The sequence below is a fragment of the Amycolatopsis sp. NPDC088138 genome (genome assembly GCF_044741685.1).
Lineage (GTDB): Bacteria > Actinomycetota > Actinomycetes > Mycobacteriales > Pseudonocardiaceae > Amycolatopsis.
Genome location: NZ_JBIUTB010000007.1, coordinates 571047 through 591652, shown reverse-complemented (window position 1 = coordinate 591652; position 20606 = coordinate 571047). Strand labels below are relative to the sequence as shown.

Here is a 20606-nt window from a genome sequence, read left to right as displayed (position 1 = left end):
GGTGGATCAACGGGACGCGTCGCGATCAAGCTCTTATCCTGGAGCCGTGGCCGAACCGATCAGCGCGCCGTCGCGCATCCGGAACCCGGGCCCGGAGCACGCGGTGGCCGCGTTCTTCGACCTGGACAAGACGATCATCGCTTCGTCGAGCGCACTGGCGTTCAGCAAACCATTGCTGAAGGAGGGATTGATCAACCGTCGCGCCGCGTTGCGCAGCGCCTACGCGCAGCTGGTGTTCTCCCTCGCCGGCGCCGACGAGAACAAGACCGAGCGGATGCGCGCCGAGGTTTCCGCGTTGTGCACCGGCTGGGACGTCGCCCAGGTTTCGGCGATCGTGCGCGAAACCCTGCACGACGTCGTCGATCCGCTCGTGTACGCGGAGGCGACCGAGCTGATCGCGCAGCACCGTGAAGACGGCCACGACGTCATCGTGCTCTCGGCGACCGGCGAAGAGGTCGTCGCGCCGGTCGCGGAAATGCTCGGCGCGACCCGGAGCGTGGCGACCCGGATGCAGATCGTCGACGGCCGCTATTCCGGCGAAGTCGATTTCTATTGCTACGGCGCCAACAAAGCCGTCGCGGCCAAGCAGCTCGCCGCGACCCACGGTTACGACCTCGCCGAGTGTTTCGCCTACACCGACTCGAGCACCGACATCCCGCTGCTCGAGGTCGTCGGGCACCCGCACGCGGTCAACCCGGACAAGCTGCTGCGGAAGGAAGCGCTCGAACGCGGCTGGCCGATCCTCGCGTTCGACCGGCCCATGTCACTGCGCAGCCGGATCCCGACCCGGTCCGCCGGGATGGTGGCCCTCGGTGTCGGCGCGGTGGCGGCCGGGGCGACCTGGTACGGCCTCAACCGTCGCCGTCGGTCCCGCTAGCGGCAACCGGACCACCCAGACGGCCGAACGGCCTCCACTTTGCTTGGCCCAGCCTCGAATTGTCCGTCGCGCAGGGTGCCCGTGTCACCCGATCCAGCCTCTGTACCGGTGCACCCATCCGCGCACTTGAAGTGACCGGGCTCACGGCGTAGAAAGAAGGTGCGGACGTTCGGTCGGCCAGGGAACAGGTAGAAGAGAAGCCTGTTCCACCCCGGCAAACCTCCGTGCGCGGACTCCGGGTACCCACGCGCAGCGCGCCGCGGGAGGCTCGTCGTCTAGGGACTGCGTAGTGGGACGCCACACGCCGAGTCCATGTAGGTACGACCAGAGTTGCACGCTTGGTCGCCCGAGATGTTCGCGCTTTGCAGGCGGCGCCCGTTGGCCTTTGGCCACGGGCGCCGCCTCGTCATGTGGGTAGGGCGGTCACCGCCCAGAGCCTCCAGCGCACGCTGCGCCGTTCGAGTTGCCTCCCCACCAGTCCGTTCGGGTGAGCCGCATCTTGCGAACGGCGAATTTCCTACCGATCCGGGTACTAACCCGACCGTTGCTGCGGTCGGTCGATGGACATCGATGTATTCGGTGAGTAGCTTCCCGATATTGGCGCCTCCGAGTGGACTTCTCACGTCCACCGGGCGCCCGCAACTTTCTGGGAGGCTGGTCGTGACGACCCGAAATCGGAGGTTCCATGCGCTCGCGCTGCCCGTCGCGGGGCTGCTCGCCCTCACCGGTGTGGGTGTCGCGACCGCGGCGAGCGCACCGGCGGTGAGCGCGGACGCGCAGGCGGACGCCGCGGCGACGCAGGCGCTGCGCGGCCTGTCGCTCGAGCAGAAGGTCGGGCAGCTGTTCGTCACCTGGGTGAACGGCAAGTCCGCGGACGAGGTCAACCCGAAGAACCAGACCGACTTCGGCGTCGACACCCCGGCGCAGGTGATCCAGAAGTACCACCTGGGCGGCGTCATCTACTTCAACAACGATTCTCGCGACAACTTCGACGACCCGGTCCAGGTCGCGAAGCTGTCCAACGGCCTCCAGAAGGCCGCCGTCGCGAGTGGGGCGCACATCCCGCTGCAGATCGGCGCCGACCAGGAGGGTGGCACGGTCACCCGGATGGGCGCACCCGCCACGGAGTTCCCGAACTCGATGGCCGTCTCGGCCGGTCATGACACGAGCCGGGCGACGAAGGCCGCGACCATCCTCGGGCACGAGCTGCGCGCGGTCGGCATCAACCAGGACTTCGCGCCCGATTCGGACGTCAACTCGAACCCGGCGAACCCGGTCATCGGCGTCCGCTCCTTCGCCGGACAGCCGGGGCTGGCCAGCCAGTTCGTCACGGCCGAGGTGAAGGGTTACCAGAACTCGGACTTCCCGACGAAGACCGTCGCGGCGACCGCCAAGCACTTCCCCGGTCACGGTGACGCGGCCACCGACAGCCACACCGGCCTGCCCCGGATCGACCGGACCGAGCAGCAGTGGCGCGACATCGACGTGCCGCCGTTCAAGGCCGCGATCGCCGCGGGCATCGACTCGATCATGAGCGCGCACATCCAGTTCCCGAGCCTCGACCCGTCGCTCGAGCCGGCGACGCTGTCGCAGCCGATCATCACCGGCAAGCTGCGCAACGAACTCGGTTACAACGGCGTGGTCATCACCGACTCACTGGAAATGCAGGGTGTGCGGGAAATGCACAGCGACGCCGAGATCCCGGTGCTCGCGCTCAAGGCGGGCATCGACCAGCTGCTCATGCCCGTGCACCTGGACGTCGCGATCAACGCGGTGATCAACGCCGTGAAGACGGGCGAGCTGTCGATGCAGCGGATCGACCAGAGCGTGCTGCGCGTGCTGAAGCTGAAGTTCAAGCGCGGCATCCTGTTCTCGCCGTTCGTCGACGCGAACCGGGTGATGAAGACCGTCGGCACGCCGGCCAACCTCAAGACCGCGCAGGACATCGCCGACCGCGGCATCACGGCCATCGCGAACGACGCCGGTGTGCTGCCGCTCAAGCAGAAGCCGGCGACGGCGCTCGTGACCGGCTGGGGCGTCTCGACCACGACGACGCTCGCGCAGAAACTCACCGCGCACGGCACGACGGCGACCGCCTACCAGACCGGGCAGGCTCCGACGGATGCCCAGATCGCGCAGGCCGCCGCGAGCGCCAAGAACGTCGACCTCGTGGTCGTGCTGACCAACAACATCGGCGGTTTCCCCCTGCAGACCAAGCTCCTCCAGGCGCTGCAGGACACGGGCAAACCGGTCGTCGCGGTCGCCGCGCAGATCCCGTACGACGCGGGTTACGCGAACGCCGTGCCGACCTGGCTGGCGACCTACGGCTACATCAACCCGACGCTGGAGGCGCTGACCAAGGTCATCCTCGGTGAGACGAAGCCGGTCGGGAAGCTGCCGGTCGACATCCCGGCGGGCGCCGACCTGCAGACCGTGAAGTACCCGTTCGGCCACGGGCTCACCTGGTGAACCTGAACCGGCGCCGCTTCCTCGGCGCGAGCGCGGGCGCCCTCGCGGTCCCGGTCCTGGCCGGCGGTTCGGCCAGGGCACAGACGGAACAACCCGAGCAGGCGCAGGCCCACGGAAGGGTGCTGACCGGCGCGGAGCAACTGGCCGCCCAGGGCTGGCAGGCCTTCAAGGGCCGCAAGCTCGGCGTGCTGTCGAACCCGACCGGCGTGCTGCTGAACGGGGACCACATCGTCGACTCGATGGTCGCGGCCGGCGTCAAGCCGGCCGCGGCCTTCGGGCCCGAACACGGCTTCCGCGGCAGCGCGCAGGCCGGCGGCTCGGAAGGCGACTACACGGACCCGCGCACCGGCGTGCCGGTTTATGACGCGTACGGCGCCGACGCGACGAAGCTCGCTTCGCTGTTCACCAAGGCGGGCATCGACACCCTCGTGTTCGACATCGCGGACGTCGGCGCGCGTTTCTACACCTACATCTGGTCGCTCTACACGGCGATGGTGGCCGCGGCCAAGACCGGCGTCGCCGTCGTCGTCCTGGACCGCCCGAACCCGGTCGGCGGCCGCCTGGCCGGGCCGGTGCTCGACCCGAAGTTCGCCTCCGGGATCGGGAAGAAGCCGATCGCCCAGCAGCACGGCATGACCGTCGGCGAGCTCGCGCACTACTTCGCCGAGGAGTTCCTGCCGGGCGAAGGCGTGAAGCTCGCCAAGCTCGAGGTCGTCCAGGTCCGCGGCTGGCAGCGTGACGTCCAGTTCGCGCAGACCGGGCTGAACTGGGTGCTGCCGAGCCCGAACATGCCGACGCCGGACACCGCGCTGGTCTACCCCGGCACCGGCATGTTCGAAGGCACCGTGTTCTCCGAGGGCCGCGGGACGACGCGGCCGTTCGAGATCATCGGCGCGCCGGGGCTCGACTGGCGCTGGCGCGAGAAGCTCGAGGAACTCCGCCTGCCCGGCGCGAAGTTCCGGGAGATCTACTTCGTGCCGACGTTCAGCAAGTTCGTCAACGAGACCTGCGGCGGCGTCCAGGTGAGCGTCGCCGACCCGCGGGCCTTCGACGCGATCCGGACGGCGGTCGCCATGCTCGTCACGGCCAAGGCGCTGCACCCGGACAAGTTCGCCTGGCGTCCCGACAACTACATCGACAAGCTCTCCGGGTCCGACCGGCTCCGGACCATGGTCGACGCCGGTGCCAGCGTCGACGAGGTCACCGGCGCCTGGCGGGCCGAGCTGGCCGAGTTCGACCGCAGACGTCGCCGTCACCTGCTCTACCGCTGAGAGGAAGAGTCGTGCGTGCTAGGAAGGTCATCGCCGCGGCCACCGGAGTGCTGGTCGCGCTGACCACGTTGACCTCGGGAGCCAGTGCCATCACCACCCCCGCCGGACGCCACGATGACGCCGGCCGGTTCGACCGGCCGCAGCAGGGGTTCGCCCCGTCGTGGACGACCCTGCGCGACGGGCCGCCGAAGGACGTCGACCTCGACCCGGCGCCGATCAAGTCGGCCGAGGACTTCCTGGCGAGCTGGACGAAACCGGACGCCACCGGGCACCCGCACTTCTCCGGCGCGGTCGGGCTGCTCGCGCACGACGGCGTGGTCGTCGACCGGTACGCGGTCGGCGGCGCCGTGCGGTACGCCGACGCCGCGGGCACCGAACTGCCCGCCGACCAGCAGGTCCCGATGCGCAACGACACCATCTTCGACATGGCGTCGATCTCGAAGCTGTTCACGTCGATCGCCGTGCTACAGCTCATCGAGCGCGGGCAGCTGACCGTCGACACCCCGGTGAGCCGCTTCTTCCCGGAGTTCGCGACCGGCGACAAGGCCGCCATCACGATCAAGATGCTGCTCACGCACGTCTCCGGCTTCGACGCCGACCCGATCCCCTCGCTGTGGGCCGGCTACCCGGACATCCCGTCGCGGCGGCAGGCCGTGCTCGACAGCCCGCTGAAGAACAAGCCGGGCACCACGTACCTCTACTCCGACATCAACCTGCTCACCCTCGGCTTCATCGTCGAGAAGCTGACCGGGACGACGCTGGACAAGGTGGTGCACGACCGGATCACCGCGCCGCTGGGCATGACCGACACCGGCTACAACCCGCCCGCGTCGAAGCTGAACCGGATCGCCGCGACGGAGTTCGAGGCGAACCCGCCCCGCGGGATGGTGCGCGGCAGCGTGCACGACGAGAACGCGTGGTCACTCGGCGGCGTCGCCGGGCACGCCGGGGTGTTCAGCACCGCGAGCGACATGGCCACGCTGGCCCAGACGATCCTCAACGGCGGCACCTACCGCGGTCACCGGATCCTGAGTGCGGACACCGTGCGTCTGATGCTCACGAACTACAACCAGCAGTTCCCGGACGACTCGCACGGCCTCGGCTTCGAGCTCGACCAGCCCTGGTACATGGGCGCGCTGGCCTCGCCGGTCACCGCCGGGCACACCGGTTTCACCGGAACGACGCTGGTCATCGACCCGGAGTCGCGCTCGGTCGCGATCCTGCTGACGAACCGGGTGCACCCGAGCCGCAACTGGGGCTCGATCAACACCGCCCGCCAGGTGTGGGCGACGTCGCTGGCGCGGGCGATGGCCGTGAAGCCGGCAGCCGGGAAGGACGCCTGGACGAGCACGCTGGGTAACGCCAGCGTCGCCACGCTGAGTACTCGCCCCATTACCACGCAAAGTGATCAAGCGCGCGTGTCCTTCTACGCCTTCGTGGACACCGAGGGAAGCACCGATCCACTACAGCTGCAGACCAGCACCGACGGGGTGAACTGGCAACCGATCGCGCTATCGGTATCCGGGCCGGGAGCACCGTCCGGAGATGTGACGTCGCTCTCCGGACACGGGCACCGTGCCTGGTGGAAGGTGACGGCCGCCCTGCCCCAGGGGGCCGCGGTCAGCCTCAGGTGGCGTTACAGCACCGATCCGAACTACACGGGCCGCGGAGTTTCGGTCGACGGTGTGAAAGTCACCGAACGCGGCCGACCACTACTCGACGGTGAGCGAGAACCGTCTGCTTTCACCGCTGAAGGTTTCCAGTTGAGCGCACGGTGACCAATCGGTCGCCGAACGCCGACAACCGTGTACCGCTGAGCGGTACCAAGCCGTTTGCGTCGCGACACTAAGTTGCCAAGTCGTTAGCTTGACCTCGTTAACAAGGTCGACCCTGTTGGCGACTTTCTGGTCAACGATTAATCGCAAATCGAGATCCGCAGACACGGACGGGTTGCGATCGTACCGAAGGGTGTGGGTAGCCTTGTCGCAAATGCCAACGGTTAGTAACTTTCCGACGGTGACTGATACCGAATCCGTAGTCGGAGCGGCACCGTCCGAACCTGTACCGGTCCAGGCGGCCGTGCGGGAAGCCGACGCCAGTCCGCTCGTCCGGATCCGGTCTCTGCTCCCCGGACTGGCCCGCGCCGAGCAGCGCGTGGCCAAGGTGGTGCTGGAGGATCCCGCGCAGGTCGCGAGACGCAGCATCACCGAGGTGGCCCTGGCCGCCAACACGAGCGAGACGACGGTGACGCGGTTCTGCAAGGCCGTCGGCGTCGGGGGGTACCCGCAGCTGCGCATCGCGCTGGCCGCGGACACCGCCCGCACCGAGGCGCGCAGCTCGCGCAACCTCGGCGGCGAGATCGGCCCGGAGGACGACCTGGCCGCGGTGATCAGCAAGGTCAGCTTCGCCGACGCGCGCGCCGTGGAAGAGACGGCCGAACAGCTCGACGTCGCGACGCTGCAGCGCGTCATCGAGGTCCTCGCCGGCGCCGGCCGCGCGGACGTCTACGGCGTGGGCGCCAGCGCGTTCGTCGCCGCGGACCTGCAGCAGAAGCTGCACCGCATCGGCCGCGTGTGCTTCTCGTGGTCGGACACGCACATCATGCTCACCTCGGCCGCGGTGCTGAGCCCCGGTGACGTCGCGATCGGCGTCTCGCACACCGGCGCGACCACCGACACCGTCGAGGCGCTGCGGGTGGCCCGGGAGCACGGCGCGATCACCGTCGCCGTGACGAACTTCCCGCGCTCCCCGATCACCGAGGTCGCCGACTACGTTTTGACCACGGCCGCCCGGGAAACCACCTTCCGTTCGGGGGCCACGGCGAGCCGCATCGCCCAGCTCACCGTCATCGACTGCCTGTTCATCGGCGTCGCGCAGCGGCACATGGACGCGTCGGTCAACGCCCTGGACGCCACCAGGGACGCGGTCGGCTCGCACCGCCTGGGAGTGAGGCCGGACGGTCGTCGCCGTCCGCGGGAAACCGGCAAGTAATGACCGGAGAAAATGTGAGGCGCATGATGACCGTCCCCATGCAGGCGGTGCACGTCGATTCGCCGACCGAGACCCGCAATCCCCGCACCACGGACATCGACCTGATGTCCACCGCGGGGATCCTGGGCGCGATCAACGCCGAGGACCGCACGGTCGCCGGCGCGGTCGCCGCCGTGCTGCCGGAGGTGGCACAGGCGGTGGACTACGCGGTGGACGCTCTCCGGGCCGGTGGCCGGGTGCACTACGTCGGTGCGGGGACGTCGGGCCGTCTCGCCACGCTGGACGCGGCCGAGCTGGTGCCGACGTTCAACGTGCCGGGTGACTGGTTCATCGCGCACCACGCCGGCGGCGAGCGCGCCCTGCGCCAGGCCGTCGAAAACGCGGAGGACGACGACGGGGCCGGCGCGGCCGAGATGGCCGCCATGGTTCAGCCGGGTGACTTCGTACTGGGGCTGACGGCGTCGGGCAGGACGCCGTACGTCTTGGGCGCGCTGCTCGCCGCACAGCGCCAGGGCGCCCACACCGGCCTCGTGTCGGGTAACGCGAAGGCGGCCAAGCCCGCCGGGGTCGACGTGCTCATCGCCGTCGACACCGGGCCGGAGGCGATCGCCGGCTCGACCCGGATGAAGGCGGGCACGGCGCAGAAGATGATCCTCACGTCGTTCTCGACGGCGACGATGATCAAGCTCGGCCGGACCTACTCCAACCTGATGGTCAGCATGCGGGCCACCAACGCGAAGCTGCGCGGCCGGACCATCCGCATCCTGCAGGAAGCCACCGGCATGACGATGGCGGACTGCTCCGACGCGCTCACCGAGGCCGGGGGCGACCTCAAGGTGGCGCTGGTGCACCTGCTGTCCGGCGCGGACGTCACGAGCGCGGCGAAGGCGCTCCACACGTCCGGCGGGCACGTTCGCAAGGCGCTCGACTTGGTGCGTGCGCGCGCGAGCTGAGATTCATTGCCGTTCATCTGTTCACCTGTCTAACCTCTCAGATGAGGGGAGGCGGGTGACGATGACGAGCACGATCGAAACGACCGGTTCACGGCTTTCACGCCGTGAATGGGTGTCCGTGGGCGGGATGGCCGGTTTCATCCTGCTGCTGAACGTCGTGGGCTGGGTGGTGCTGGCGGCTTTCGTCGCACCCCAGCACTACGCGTTGGGGACGTCCGGTGTGTTCGGCATCGGGCTGGGCGTCACCGCGTTCACGCTCGGCATGCGGCACGCCTTCGATGCCGACCACATCGCCGCGATCGACAACACGACCCGCAAGCTGATGGCCGAGGGCCAGCGGCCGCTGTCGGTCGGCTTCTGGTTCTCCCTCGGGCACTCGACGATCGTCTTCGTGCTGTGCCTGCTGCTCTCCCTCGGCGTCCGGGCGCTGGCCGGGCAGGTCGAGGACGACGGCTCGGCGCTGCACAAGACCACCGGCCTGATCGGGACGTCGGTGTCCGGGGTGTTCCTGTACGTGATCGCGATCCTGAACCTCGTGGTGCTCGTCGGCATCCTGCGGGTCTTCAAGAGGATGCGCCGCGGCGAGTTCGACGAGGCCGCGCTGGAGCACCAGCTGGACAACCGGGGCGTGATGAACCGGCTGCTGCGCGGCGCGACCAAGGCCGTGCGCAAGCCGTGGCACATCTACCCGGTCGGCCTGCTGTTCGGCCTGGGCTTCGACACCGCGACGGAGATCGGGCTACTGGTGCTGGCCGCGGGCGCCGCGACGTTCGCCCTGCCCTGGTACGCGATCCTCGTGCTGCCGATCCTGTTCGCCGCCGGGATGAGCCTGTTCGACACCGTGGACGGCTGTTTCATGAACTTCGCCTACGGCTGGGCGTTCGCGAAGCCGGTCCGCAAGATCTTCTACAACCTCACGGTGACGGCGCTGTCGGTCGCCGTCGCGCTGCTGATCGGCACGATCGAGCTGGTGTCGATCCTCGCCGAGAAGCTGGACATCACGTCCGGGCCGCTGGCCGCGATCGCGTCGGTCGACCTGGACTACGTCGGGTTCGGGATCGTCGGGTTGTTCGTGCTCACCTGGGTGATCGCACTGGCGGTGTGGCGGTTCGGGCGGATCGAGGAGAAGTGGTCCGCGAAGCTGGGTTGACGCACAGCGCGAGCGCGGCCAGTGCGGCGAGCGCGCCGGCCGGGCCGACCCACGGCGGGCCCGCTTCGGCGAGGACGACGCCGCCGAGCACCGAGCCGAGCGCGCCGCCGACGTAGATCGCCGAGCCGTTCACGCCCAGCGCGACGGTCGGGACGTCCGGCGCGATCGTGAACAGCCGGTGCTGCTGCGGCACCATCAGCAGCCCGCCGAACGCCCCGGCGAGCACCGCGAACAGCAGCGCCCCCGGCAGGGACAGCACGGCGACGTCGACGACCGCGAGCACGACCGCGGTGCCCGTCAGCGAGAACGCGAGGACCCGCGCCGGGCCGAGACGGTCGGTGGCGCGGCCGGTGAGCGTCGTCCCGGCGAGCTGGCCGAGGCCGAACCCGACGAGCACCCACGACAGCACGGCGCCGCTCGCGACCGGCGCGACCAGCACCGGCAGGTAGACGAACACGGTGAACGCGGCGAGCGTGCCGAAGACCGTCACCACCAGGACGCGGGCGACCGTCGGCCGCACGATGACGGCCAGGCGTTCGCGCAGCCCGGCCGCGGGCACGCGGACCTCGGGGATGAGCGGTATCAGCGCCGCGACGACCACCGCGACCACGCCGATCCCCCACATCACCGCGCGCCAGCCGAACCAGTTCCCGGCGAGCACGCCGATCGGGACGCCGAGCACCATCGACACGCTCATCCCGGCGGCGACCGTGGACAGCGCCCGCCCTCGCCGTTCTTCGGACGAGAGCGCGCCGGCGAGGACGTAGGCGTTGGACTGGAACGCGGCCGCGCCGACGGCGGCGAGCAGCCGGGCCGCGGCGACCACCGCGAACGACGTCCCGAGCGCCTGCCCGGCCATGCCCACGGTGAACAGGGCCATGCCGCCGGCCAGCACCCACCGGCGGTCCCAGGTGCCGGTGAACGCGGCGATGAGCGGCGACGCGACCGCGTACGTCAGCGCGAAGACGGTGGTGAGCTGACCTGCGACGGACTCGGTCACGTGCAGGTCGGTGGCGATGATGGGCAGCAGGCCGTTGAGCACGAACCCGTCGGTGCCGACGGTGAACGTGCCCACCGCGAGGACGAGCAGGATCCCCAGCCGATCATTAGATGATCGTCGAATCGTCATACGGTCATGATGGAGCTATACTTTGATCGTTGTCAAACGATCCAACTGTTGGGAGGCCACGGTGGCCCGGACGCTGCCTCAGCCGGCGCGCGAAGCGATCGAGATCGTGACGGTGCTGCAGGCGCTCGCCGATCCCGTGCGCCTGGAGGTCATCCGTGAACTGTCGACGGTGACAGAGCCGCGAAGCTGCTCGCTCGAGGCGTACGACGTCGACATCACGGCGGCGACGCTGTCGCACCACTGGCGCGTGCTGCGCGAAGCCGGGTTGACGACGACGTTCGTCGACGGACGCCGGCGCTGGGTCGAACTACGGCGTGACGATCTGCAGGCGCGGTTCCCCGGCCTGCTGGACGCCGTACTCGTCTAGGAGGCCGCGTCCGAGATGCTCTTCGCTTCGCGCGCACCGGCTTCGAACGCTTCGCAGTTGAAGAGCAGCCACTCGCGTACGCCCTCCGGCGTCCCGCTCGCGAATCCTTGTGCCGCTTCGAGATAACGCGGCACACGGCGGAAGAACGCGACCTCGGGAATGCTCAACGCCTTCGGGTCGAGGCCCGTCGCGACCATCGTCAGCCGGGCCGCGGCCCGCGCGACGACGCCGTCCGCGCTGCCGAAAGGCTTGAGCGCCAGCAGTTCCCCGTGCACGACGGCCGTCAGGACCGGGCCCGGCACCGACGTCGCGCCGGTCACCAGCTGCGCCAGCATCTCCAGCCGGCCACCGCCGGAATGCGGGCGTCCCAACGCATCCGGGTCGGTGACGAGGTCCGCCGCGGCCAGAACGTGCATGCGTGCCAAGGCTTGCATGGGCGCGCGGCGCCATGTCGGCAGCAGCGTCTCCAACGTCTCCGCGACGCGCAACGCCCCCGCCAGCACCGGGTCCGTGACCCCGCCGTCGGCCGGCAGTTCCGGATTCGCGCCTTCGATTCCCGCCGACGCGCGCGCCGCCCGGACCGACGCTTCGGCCGCGGTCGCCGCGCCCCCGCGCAGGTTCGCCGGGAGGCGGTGCACCGCGAACACGGCGTCCTGCGCGGACTTCGCCGCCGCCGCCACGCCTTCGAGGTCGAGCAGGGGCTTCAGGGGATCGCTCATGCGTCCAGAACCTGTCCTTCGTGCTTGACCACGGGCGGCAGCACCGACCACGGGAAGTTGATCCACTTGTCGGTGCGGCGCCAGGCGTACTCGCACTTGACCGTCGAATGCGGCTTCTCGTAGACGACGGCCGAGCGCACCTCGGCGACGTGGTCGAGGCAGTAGTCGCGGACGAGCTTGAGGGTGGCGCCGGTGTCGGCGACGTCGTCGGCGATCAGCACCTTCTTGCTGGTGAGGTCGACGGCGTTCGGCACCGGCGGCAGCATCACCGGCAGGTCGAGGCGCTGGTCGACGCCGGTGTAGAACTCGACGTTCATCACGTGCAGGTTCTTCACGTCGAGCGCGTACCCGAGCGCGCCGGCGACGAACAGGCCGCCGCGGGCGATGGAGAGGATGAGGTCGGGCGCGAAGCCGTCATCGGCGATGGTGTGAGCCAGTTCACGGCTCGCCGTGCCGAACAGCTCCCAGCTCAGCTCTTCCCGCTCTTCGGCCATCGATCTCGCCCTTCCGTCGTGGTCGGTCGAGCATAGGCAACGCCGAAGTGGCCTGCGGAAATGCTCGAATATTGGCTATCTGGAACGGCCAATGCCGAGCTTAAGGTGATCACGTGAGCGACTGGAGCACGCGTCCGACCCTGTCCGGCGAGCACGTCCGCCTGGAGCCGTTGACGCTCGACCACGCCAAGGGCCTGTTCGAGGCCGGCGCCGACCCGGGCATCTGGGCGTGGCTCAGCGTCCGGCAGCCCGCGGACGTCCCGGCCGCCGAACGGATGATCTCGGACGCGCTGGCCGACCCCGCCCGGCGGGCCTTCGCGCAGATCGACGTCACCTCCGGCCGGGTCGCCGGGACGACGTCCTACTACCAGGTCGTCGAGCCGCACCGGATCCTCTCGATCGGGCACACCTGGATCGGCGCGGACTGGCAGCGCACCGGGCTGAACACGGAGTCGAAACTGCTGCTGCTCACGCACGCGTTCGAAACCCTTGGCGCACAACGGGTCGCGTGGGAGACCGACATCCGCAACCTGCGGTCACAACGCGCCATCGAACGACTTGGCGCGCTTCGCGAAGGTGTGCTGCGCGCGCACCGGATCCGGCCGGACGGGTCCTCGCGCGACACCGTCACCTACTCGATGCTCGCGCCGGAGTGGCCGGCCGCGAAGGCCCGGCTGAACGAACGCTTAGTCACCGCGGCTCGCCTGCCTCGGTGAAACCCCGGGGCAACGTGGGTGCAACCTTTTACAAGGCGGACTAACGTCGCTAGCGTGCCGCTAGCCGGTGATCGGCGCACTACAGGAGGCCTTGCAACCATGACCGAGCAGTCCCCAGCCCTGGACAACCTGCTCACCGAGAGCCGTACTTTCCCGCCCACTGACGATTTCGCTGCTCAGGCCAACGCGCAGGCCGATCTCTACAGCGAGGCGGACGCCGATCGCGAGGCCTTCTGGGCGAAGCAGGCGGAGCGGCTGACGTGGGACACGAAGTGGACCACGGTACTGGACTGGACCAATGCGCCGTTCGCGAAGTGGTTCGTCGGCGGCAAGCTGAACGTCGCGTACAACTGCGTCGACCGGCACGTCGAGTCCGGCCACGGCGAGCAGGTCGCGATCCACTGGGTCGGCGAGCCGGGTGACACCCGGGACATCACCTACGCCGAGCTGAAGACCGAGGTCTCCCGGGCCGCCAACGCCCTCCTGTCCCTCGGCGTCACCGCCGGCGACGTCGTGGCGATCCAGCTGCAGATGGTCCCCGAGGCCATCTTCGCGATGCTCGCGTGCGCCCGGATCGGCGCGCTGCACAGTGTCGTCTTCGGCGGCTTCTCCCCGACCGCGCTGCGCGCCCGCGTCGACGACGCCGCCGCGAAGATCGTGATCACCTCCGACGGCCAGTTCCGCCGCGGCAAGGCCGCGCCGATGAAGGCCAACGTCGACGAAGCGCTCGAAGGCGCCGAAACCGTCGAGAAGGTCATCGTCGTGCAGCGCACCGGCGACCAGCTCGAGGGCGACGTCCCGTGGACCGACGGCCGCGACCTCTGGTGGCACGAGCTCGTCGGCGATCAGTCCGAAGAGCACACTCCCGAGGCGTTCGACAGCGAGCACCCGCTGTTCATCCTCTACACCTCCGGCACCACCGGGAAGCCGAAGGGCATCCTGCACACCTCCGGCGGCTACCTGACGCAGACGGCGTACACGCACCACAACGTCTTCGACCACAAGGCCGGCGAGGACGTCTACTGGTGCACCGCGGACATCGGCTGGATCACCGGCCACAGCTACATCGTCTACGGCCCGCTCGCGAACCGCGTCACGCAGGTCGTCTACGAAGGCACGCCGAACACCCCGCACGAGGGCCGGCACTGGGAGATCATCCAGAAGTACAAGGTCTCCATCTACTACACGGCGCCGACGCTGATCCGCACGTTCATGAAGTGGGGCGCGGAAATCCCGGAGAAGTACGACCTTTCGTCGCTGCGGGTGCTGGGCTCGGTCGGCGAGCCGATCAACCCCGAGGCGTGGATCTGGTACCGCGAGAACATCGGCGCGGGCAAGGCGCCGATCGTCGACACGTGGTGGCAGACCGAAACCGGCGCGATCATGATTTCGCCGCTGCCGGGCGTCACGTCCACCAAGCCGGGTTCGGCACAGAAGGCGCTGCCGGGCATCTCGGCGAAGGTCGTCGACGACCAGGCGTCCGAGGTTCCCCACGGCGGCGGTGGCTACCTGGTGCTGGACGAGCCGTGGCCGTCGATGCTGCGCGGCATCTGGGGCGACGAAGAGCGCTACAAGGAGACGTACTGGTCGCGCTTCAAGGACCAGGGCTTCTACTTCGCCGGCGACGGCGCGAAGTACGACAACGACGGCGACATCTGGCTGCTGGGCCGTGTCGACGACGTGATGAACGTGTCCGGCCACCGCATCTCGACGACCGAGGTCGAGTCGGCGCTCGTCTCGCACCCGACGGTCGCCGAGGCGGCGGTCGTCGGCGCGTCCGACCCGACGACCGGGCAGGGCATCGTCGCGTTCGTCATCCTGCGCGGCAACGCCGTCGACGGTGGTGAAGAGGCCATCCAGGCGCTGCGCAACCACGTCGCGAAAGAGATCGGCCCGATCGCGAAGCCGCGGCAGATCATGGTCGTGCCGGAGCTGCCGAAGACGCGCTCGGGCAAGATCATGCGCCGGCTGCTGCGTGACGTCGCGGAGAACCGGCAGGTCGGCGACGTCACCACGCTGGCCGACTCGACGGTGATGGACCTGATCTCGTCGGGCCTGAAGACGGGCAAGTCCGAGGAGTGAGCTAGCGTTCTCGTCGTCAGAGCCCTTCCGGCTTCGCGCCGGGAGGGCTCTGTCATGACACCCCGCGCGGCGCGCGTCGAACGCATGTTCTACACTGTGCCGCGAACCACACCCCCTTCCCGGGCAAGGAGACGACACGACGATGACCGTGGATGTCCTGACGCACGACGAGGAAACGGCTTCGGCGACCCCTGAGGCGCCCGCCGTTGCCACTGACGAGGCGACGACCGTCACCGAGTCCGCGTCCACCTCTTCGGAGGACGCTTCTTCGGACGACTCGGCTTCCGCCGAGCCCGCCGCCGAAGAGGCACCCAAGCCCAAGCGCGGCCGCCCGAAGGGTGCGGCGACCGCGTCGACGGCGAAGAAGACCCGCACGGTCGAGCTGATCCTGACCGTCACCGGCACCGCCGATGGCGAATGGCAGGCCGAGCTGAAGAACGGCTCCAAGTGGGTCGCGAAGGGCCTGGAGATCCCCGCCGCCGCGGTGTCGCGCGCGGCGAAGGAGCTGCACTCCGACCTGTCCGGCCCGATCGACGAGGTGATCAACCAGGCCCGCGAGGCGCAGGCCGCGAAGGTCGCCGCGCTGGAAGCCGAGCTCGAGAAGGCCAAGCAGGCCCTCGCCGAGCTGGACGCCTGAGTCTCAGCTTTCTCTCCAGGAAGCGCCCGGTTCCGCATTGGCGGGGCCGGGCGTTTCCGCTTTGTGCACCCCGCGGCCTCGGCCCCCGAAAAGCAGCCCCCACCCTTCCCGGGGGGCGTCCCCTGTCCAGTCTACTGGCCCCCACCTGCGGAAACGGGCCGCTCGGCGATCTGTGGACAACTCGCGTGACTGTGGATGGACGTTTGCGCGGCGACCCGGATTCCGCTAGCGGCCGGCGTTCGGCACAGCTGGATATCCAGGCGTGTACCTGGACGATCGGAAGACGCCCCCAGCGGGTCGGCCTCGCGTATCCGAAGGGTCGGCTCACGTGATCGAACGGTTAGCTCACGTGATTGAACGGCCGACACGCGTGATTAAGGAGTCGACACGCGTGTCTAGAGAGTCGACACGCGTGTCTAGAGAGTCGACACGCGGTATGCAGAGCGGCGTGGTTCCTGTGCCGCGTTCGGGTTGGCGACCGTTAATCAGGCCCGGCCTGCGTCGAAGTCGTCCAGCCAGGCTTGGAAATCCAGTGGGCCGTAGAGGAACGTGCTCGGAGCGACCAGCATGTCGGCTCCGGCCAGTGCCCCGATCGCGTCCCATACCAGGTCGTCGTGGACCTCTCCGGCCTCCTCGGTGAGCCATGGGGTCGCCCAGTCGGACGCCTGCTCCGGCGTGAGCCTTCCCTCGGTGAGATCGAGGAGCACTCGGCGCGTCTGATCGCGGGTGGGTTCCGGCTGCGACACGTGTCAGGCGATCGGGGGCTGAGCGGGCAGTGGTGACTTGAACTCGACCCACATCGAGTCCATCAGGGCCTCCACGTGGTGGGGCACCCCGCGCGGGTGCACCGCCGAGTCGCCTGGTTCCAGCGCTGACTCAACCCCGTCGACAGAGCCGCGCAGGCGACCGGACAGGACGTACACGATCGAGTCGTGGTCGTGCGTGTGGAGGGGCGAGGAAACCCCGGCCGGGTAGTGGATCAGGTAGGCCAGGCCCGAGTCCGCGGTCTCCAGCAGCCGGAACCGGCCCTCGCCGCCCTGGAGCGGGAGGCCCTCCACCGTGACCAGCGGCTGCCACACTTGCTCGTCCATGCCGCCCATCATGACCGAATGTCCCGCTGAGCGAGAAGTCCACTGAGGACTCTCTCAGGAACCCGGTTGTGTTTCACTTGGCGGGTGATCGGAACGCACCCCCATGAGCCGCACGAAGGTGTGGGCGGGAAGCTCAACTGGCTGCGCGCCGGGGTTCTCGGGGCGAACGACGGGATCGTGTCGGTCGCGGGCATCGTCGTCGGGGTCGCCGGGGCGACCACCGAACGCACCACGATCCTCACCGCCGGCATCGCCGGGCTCGTCGCCGGGGCCTTTTCCATGGCCGGCGGGGAGTACGTCTCGGTCAGCACCCAGCGCGACACCGAGCAGGCGCTGATCCGGCTGGAGAAGCAGGAACTGAAGACCATGCCGGAGGCCGAGGAGCACGAGCTCGCCGACATCTACCGGCAGAAGGGCCTCTCACCCGAGCTGGCCCGGCAGGTCGCCCGCGAACTGACCGAAAAGGACGCGCTGCAGGCGCACGCCGAGGCCGAGCTCGGCATCGATCCGGGCAACCTGACCAGCCCGTGGCAGGCGGCGTGGGCGTCGCTGGCCGCGTTCTCCGTCGGCGCGCTGCTGCCGCTCCTGGCCATCGCCTGGACCGGCGTCTCACTGCGGGTCTGGGCGTGCGCGGCCGCGGTCGTCGTCGGCCTCACGCTGACCGGGCTGGTCAGCGCGAGGCTCGGCGACGCGAACGTGGGACGCGCGATCCTGCGGAACGTCGGCGTCGGTGCCCTCACGATGGTGGTGACGTACTTCGTCGGTGTGCTCTTCGGCGTCACCGTCGGTTAGTGCACGCCCTTCATCATCCGGCGGATGAACGGCGACGCGACGAACAGCAGGATGCCGATGACGATGGCGACACCGCCGACGATGCCGAAGTACGCGCCCTCGTGGTCGGGCGAGTAGTACTGGGCGAGCTTGCCGGACATGGCCGTGCCGAACGAGATCGACAGGAAGTTCAGCGCGACCATCTGGGTGCGGAACGCCTCCGGCGCCAGCTTCGTGGCCAGCGACAGCCCGACCGGCGACAGCCCCAGCTCGCCCAGGGTGAACACGGCCAGGATGAGCACCATCGCGATCAGCGGCGTGCCGTTCGTGCCCGTGCCGGTGAACGGCAGGAACAGCAGGAACGCGACGCCCATGACGATCGTGCTGCCCACGAACTTCAGCGGTGACGACGGCTGCCGCGAACCCAGCTTCGTCCACAGCAGCGCGAACAGCGGGGAGAACAGGATGACCCAGACCGGGCCGACCGAGCCGACCCACGGGATCGGCATCTCCCAGCCGAAGATCCGGCGGTTCAGCCGGGTGTCGGCGTAGGTCGCGAGCACCGTGAAGATCTGCTGGTAGAGCGAGAAGAACGCGGCGCTGGCGATGAACATCGGGATGAACGAGTAGACCCGGCTGCGCTCGTCGCCGCTGAGCTTGCGGCTCGACAGGATCACCGCGAAGTAGATGACCGAGATGATCCCGACCGTCCAGATCACGACGTCGGCCAGGTTCTCGGCCGTGACGACCCCGCTGAGCAGCAGCACGACGATCAGGGCGAGGACGACGACCACGCCGCCGACGACCAGCCGCCGGTTCGACGCCGGCAGCGGGTTCGGCACCTCGCCGGCCTTGTCCGGCAGGTTCTTCCGGCCCAGCGAGTACTGGACCAGGCCGAACGCCATGCCCACCGCGGCGAGGCCGAAGGCGAGGTGGAACCGGTGGTCGTTCTCGTTGCCCCAGACGAGGCCGGTGAGGATCTGGCCGACGAACGCGCCGACGTTGATGCCCATGTAGAAGATCGTGAAGCCGCCGTCGCGGCGTTCGTCGTCGGGCGCGTAGAGCGTGCCGACGATGCCGGTGGCGTTCGCCTTCAGCCCGCCGCTGCCGATCGCGACGCAGGCGAGACCGACGCCGAGGCCGGCGAGGCCTGGGAGCAGGGCCAGGCTGATGTGCCCGAGCATGATGAGCGCGGCGCTGTAGAACAGCGTCCGTTCGGAGCCGAGGAGCCGGTCCGCGACCCACGACCCGACCACGGTCGCGAGGTAGACCAGGCCGCCGTACGCGCCGACGATGCCGAGCGCCGGAGCCTTCGGCAGGGCGAGCCCGCCGCGGTCGATCTCGTAGTACAGGTAGAACGGCAGGATGCTGAGCATCCCGTAGTAGGAGAACCGCTCCCACATCTCGACGCCGAAGAGGTTCGCCAGCCCTCGTGGGTGCCCGAAGAACCTCGTGTCCCGCTGGACCTCGGTGGAGGTGCTCACAACTGAGTCTTCCTTTGCCTGGACTTCGTTGTCGGTTCGCATGTTATGAGCACAACGTGTGACCCACCACCGGCACCAGGTGTGGTCCCCGCCATAACGGTCGGTGACGAAAGGTATTAAAATACCGTCAAGGTGCGCCGGGAAGTCTGGTCGGCAACAGTGATCAGCGACCCCAGGAGCCGCCGTGTCCCGTCCTTTGAGCGAGTTCGCTCGCTACCTGCGCACCGAGACCACCGGCGGGCTGATCCTGCTGGGTGCGACCGCGGTCGCACTGCTCTGGGCCAACTCCCCGCTGCGCGAGAGCTACGACGCGCTGCGCGACTTCCGGCTCGGCCCGGAGCTCCTCCACCTGAACCTCAGCATCGGCGACTGGGCCAAGGACGGCCTGCTCGCGCTGTTCTTCTTCGTCGCCGGGCTGGAGCTCAAGCGCGAGCTCGTCATCGGCGAGCTGTCGCGGTTCCGGCAGGCCGTGCTGCCGGTCGTCGCCGCGGTCGGCGGCATGATCGTGCCCGCGCTGGTCGCGCTGGGCGTCGGCTGGGGGACGCCGGGGATCGACCGGGCCTGGGCCATCCCGGTCGCGACGGACATCGCGTTCGCGCTGGGCGTGCTCGCATTGACGGCGTCCAACCTGCCTTCGAGCGCGCGGGTGTTCCTGCTGTCACTGGCCGTCGTCGACGACCTCGGCGCGATCGTCGTCATCGCCGTCGTCTTCACGACCGGCTTCGACCTCGTGGCGGTGGCCGTCGCCGTCGTGGCGCTCGCGCTGTACGCCTACCTGCAGCACCGGCGGGTCCGGACGCCGTGGATCTACGTGCCGCTCGCGCTGGTCACCTGGGTGGCGGTGCACTCGGCGGGCATCCACGCGACGATCGCCGGCGTCGCGCTGGGCCTGCTCACCCGCGTCCGGGCCGACGAAGGTGAGGCCGAGGCGCCGGCGCTGCGGCTCGAGCACCGGCTGCAGCCGTGGTCGGCGGCCGTGGCCGTGCCGGTCTTCGCGCTGTTCGCGGCCGGGATCTCGGTCGGCGGCGACTCGCTCGGCAAGGTGTTCACGACGGCGTTGCCGCTCGCTGTGCTCGCCGGGCTGCTCGTCGGCAAGGTCGTCGGGATCTTCGGCGCGAGCTGGCTGGCCGTGAAGCTCAAGGTCGCCGAGAAGCCCCGGGACGTGGGCTGGCGTGACATCGGCGCGTTGTCGGTGCTCGGCGGGGTCGGGTTCACGGTCAGCCTGCTGATCGCGGAGCTGGCGCTGCCCGGCGAGGCGAGCGAACTGGCCAAGGCGGCCGTGCTGATCGCGTCCGGAATCGCGTCCCTGCTGGCCGCGGTGATGCTTCTCCGGCGAAGCAAGGTTCACGCCGAAGCGGATTGATCGCCGACACTCGGACACGCCGCCGCGCCCGCTCCAGGCCGT

The 20606-nt window shown here is 69.2% G+C and carries 19 protein-coding genes; 13 read left to right on the top strand and 6 right to left on the bottom strand.

Going from position 1 to position 20606, the window contains the following annotated elements:
* Positions 1-46: 46 nt before the first annotated feature.
* From ACIOD2_RS39475 to ACIOD2_RS39445, 7 genes are all read left to right on the top strand, one after another.
* Positions 47-877, top strand: coding sequence for an HAD family hydrolase (locus ACIOD2_RS39475; RefSeq protein ID WP_400550059.1), 831 nt, complete (start codon positions 47-49; stop codon positions 875-877).
* A gap of 711 nt (positions 878-1588) precedes the next feature.
* Positions 1589-3346 (top strand): glycoside hydrolase family 3 protein, encoded by a 1758-nt coding sequence (locus ACIOD2_RS39470; protein ID WP_400550664.1) that lies wholly within the window; start codon positions 1589-1591, stop codon positions 3344-3346.
* Positions 3343-4617 carry an exo-beta-N-acetylmuramidase NamZ domain-containing protein gene (locus ACIOD2_RS39465; protein ID WP_400550056.1) on the top strand — a complete coding sequence of 425 codons (1275 nt, stop codon included), beginning with the start codon at positions 3343-3345 and terminating at the stop codon, positions 4615-4617. The genes ACIOD2_RS39470 and ACIOD2_RS39465 overlap by 4 nt, the downstream gene beginning before the upstream one ends.
* Positions 4618-4664: 47 nt before the next feature.
* A complete protein-coding gene (locus ACIOD2_RS39460) occupies positions 4665-6395 on the top strand; it encodes a serine hydrolase (RefSeq protein WP_400550662.1) in 1731 nt (576 codons plus the stop codon).
* A gap of 211 nt (positions 6396-6606) precedes the next feature.
* Positions 6607-7608 (top strand): MurR/RpiR family transcriptional regulator, encoded by a 1002-nt coding sequence (locus tag ACIOD2_RS39455; RefSeq protein WP_392760294.1) that lies wholly within the window; start codon positions 6607-6609, stop codon positions 7606-7608.
* A gap of 23 nt (positions 7609-7631) precedes the next feature.
* Entirely contained in the window at positions 7632-8561 is a 930-nt protein-coding gene (locus ACIOD2_RS39450; RefSeq protein WP_400550054.1) for an N-acetylmuramic acid 6-phosphate etherase, read from the top strand.
* Between the two features lie 61 nt (positions 8562-8622).
* Positions 8623-9711 (top strand): HoxN/HupN/NixA family nickel/cobalt transporter, encoded by a 1089-nt coding sequence (locus ACIOD2_RS39445; protein WP_400550051.1) that lies wholly within the window; start codon positions 8623-8625, stop codon positions 9709-9711.
* Here the strand turns inward: ACIOD2_RS39445 and ACIOD2_RS39440 are convergent.
* The gene (locus ACIOD2_RS39440; RefSeq protein WP_400550049.1) at positions 9638-10840 is read right to left on the bottom strand and encodes an MFS transporter; all 1203 of its coding nucleotides are present in this window, start codon (positions 10838-10840) and stop codon (positions 9638-9640) included. The genes ACIOD2_RS39445 and ACIOD2_RS39440 overlap by 74 nt on opposite strands.
* Positions 10841-10901: 61 nt before the next feature.
* On the opposite strand from ACIOD2_RS39440, the gene ACIOD2_RS39435 reads away from it, so the two are divergent.
* Positions 10902-11207, top strand: coding sequence for an ArsR/SmtB family transcription factor (locus ACIOD2_RS39435; protein WP_400550047.1), 306 nt, complete (start codon positions 10902-10904; stop codon positions 11205-11207).
* Here the strand turns inward: ACIOD2_RS39435 and ACIOD2_RS39430 are convergent.
* Together ACIOD2_RS39430 and ACIOD2_RS39425 are read right to left on the bottom strand one after the other, a co-directional pair.
* The gene (locus tag ACIOD2_RS39430) at positions 11204-11926 is read right to left on the bottom strand and encodes an oxidoreductase (RefSeq protein ID WP_400550045.1); all 723 of its coding nucleotides are present in this window, start codon (positions 11924-11926) and stop codon (positions 11204-11206) included. The two genes, ACIOD2_RS39435 and ACIOD2_RS39430, sit on opposite strands and share 4 nt — an antisense overlap.
* Positions 11923-12420 carry a phosphoribosyltransferase gene (locus ACIOD2_RS39425; protein WP_400550043.1) on the bottom strand — a complete coding sequence of 166 codons (498 nt, stop codon included), beginning with the start codon at positions 12418-12420 and terminating at the stop codon, positions 11923-11925. Before ACIOD2_RS39425 ends, ACIOD2_RS39430 begins: the two co-directional genes overlap by 4 nt.
* Positions 12421-12533: 113 nt before the next feature.
* Here ACIOD2_RS39425 and ACIOD2_RS39420 point away from each other — a divergent pair, with 113 nt between their 5' ends.
* The 3 genes from ACIOD2_RS39420 (at position 12534) to ACIOD2_RS39410 (ending at position 15855) form a co-directional block, all read left to right on the top strand.
* Positions 12534-13136 carry a GNAT family N-acetyltransferase gene (locus ACIOD2_RS39420; protein ID WP_400550041.1) on the top strand — a complete coding sequence of 201 codons (603 nt, stop codon included), beginning with the start codon at positions 12534-12536 and terminating at the stop codon, positions 13134-13136.
* 99 nt (positions 13137-13235) lie between these two features.
* Complete coding sequence (gene acs, locus ACIOD2_RS39415) at positions 13236-15218, top strand: acetate--CoA ligase (protein ID WP_400550039.1); 1983 nt, start codon at positions 13236-13238, stop codon at positions 15216-15218.
* 142 nt (positions 15219-15360) lie between these two features.
* Entirely contained in the window at positions 15361-15855 is a 495-nt protein-coding gene (locus ACIOD2_RS39410; RefSeq protein ID WP_400550037.1) for a DUF6319 family protein, read from the top strand.
* Between the two features lie 485 nt (positions 15856-16340).
* Here ACIOD2_RS39410 and ACIOD2_RS39405 read toward each other — a convergent pair whose 3' ends face one another.
* Both ACIOD2_RS39405 and ACIOD2_RS39400 read right to left on the bottom strand, forming a co-directional pair.
* The gene (locus ACIOD2_RS39405; protein WP_400550035.1) at positions 16341-16562 is read right to left on the bottom strand and encodes a hypothetical protein; all 222 of its coding nucleotides are present in this window, start codon (positions 16560-16562) and stop codon (positions 16341-16343) included.
* Positions 16563-16604: 42 nt separating this feature from the next.
* Entirely contained in the window at positions 16605-16958 is a 354-nt protein-coding gene (locus ACIOD2_RS39400) for a cupin domain-containing protein (protein ID WP_400550033.1), read from the bottom strand.
* A gap of 72 nt (positions 16959-17030) precedes the next feature.
* Here ACIOD2_RS39400 and ACIOD2_RS39395 point away from each other — a divergent pair, with 72 nt between their 5' ends.
* Complete coding sequence (locus tag ACIOD2_RS39395; protein WP_400550032.1) at positions 17031-17738, top strand: VIT family protein; 708 nt, start codon at positions 17031-17033, stop codon at positions 17736-17738.
* Here ACIOD2_RS39395 and ACIOD2_RS39390 read toward each other — a convergent pair.
* Positions 17735-19201, bottom strand: coding sequence for a peptide MFS transporter (locus ACIOD2_RS39390; protein WP_400550030.1), 1467 nt, complete (start codon positions 19199-19201; stop codon positions 17735-17737). The genes ACIOD2_RS39395 and ACIOD2_RS39390 overlap by 4 nt on opposite strands.
* Positions 19202-19385: 184 nt before the next feature.
* Here ACIOD2_RS39390 and nhaA point away from each other — a divergent pair, with 184 nt between their 5' ends.
* The gene (gene nhaA, locus ACIOD2_RS39385) at positions 19386-20564 is read left to right on the top strand and encodes a Na+/H+ antiporter NhaA (protein ID WP_400550028.1); all 1179 of its coding nucleotides are present in this window, start codon (positions 19386-19388) and stop codon (positions 20562-20564) included.
* The last annotated feature ends 42 nt before the right edge of the window (positions 20565-20606 follow it).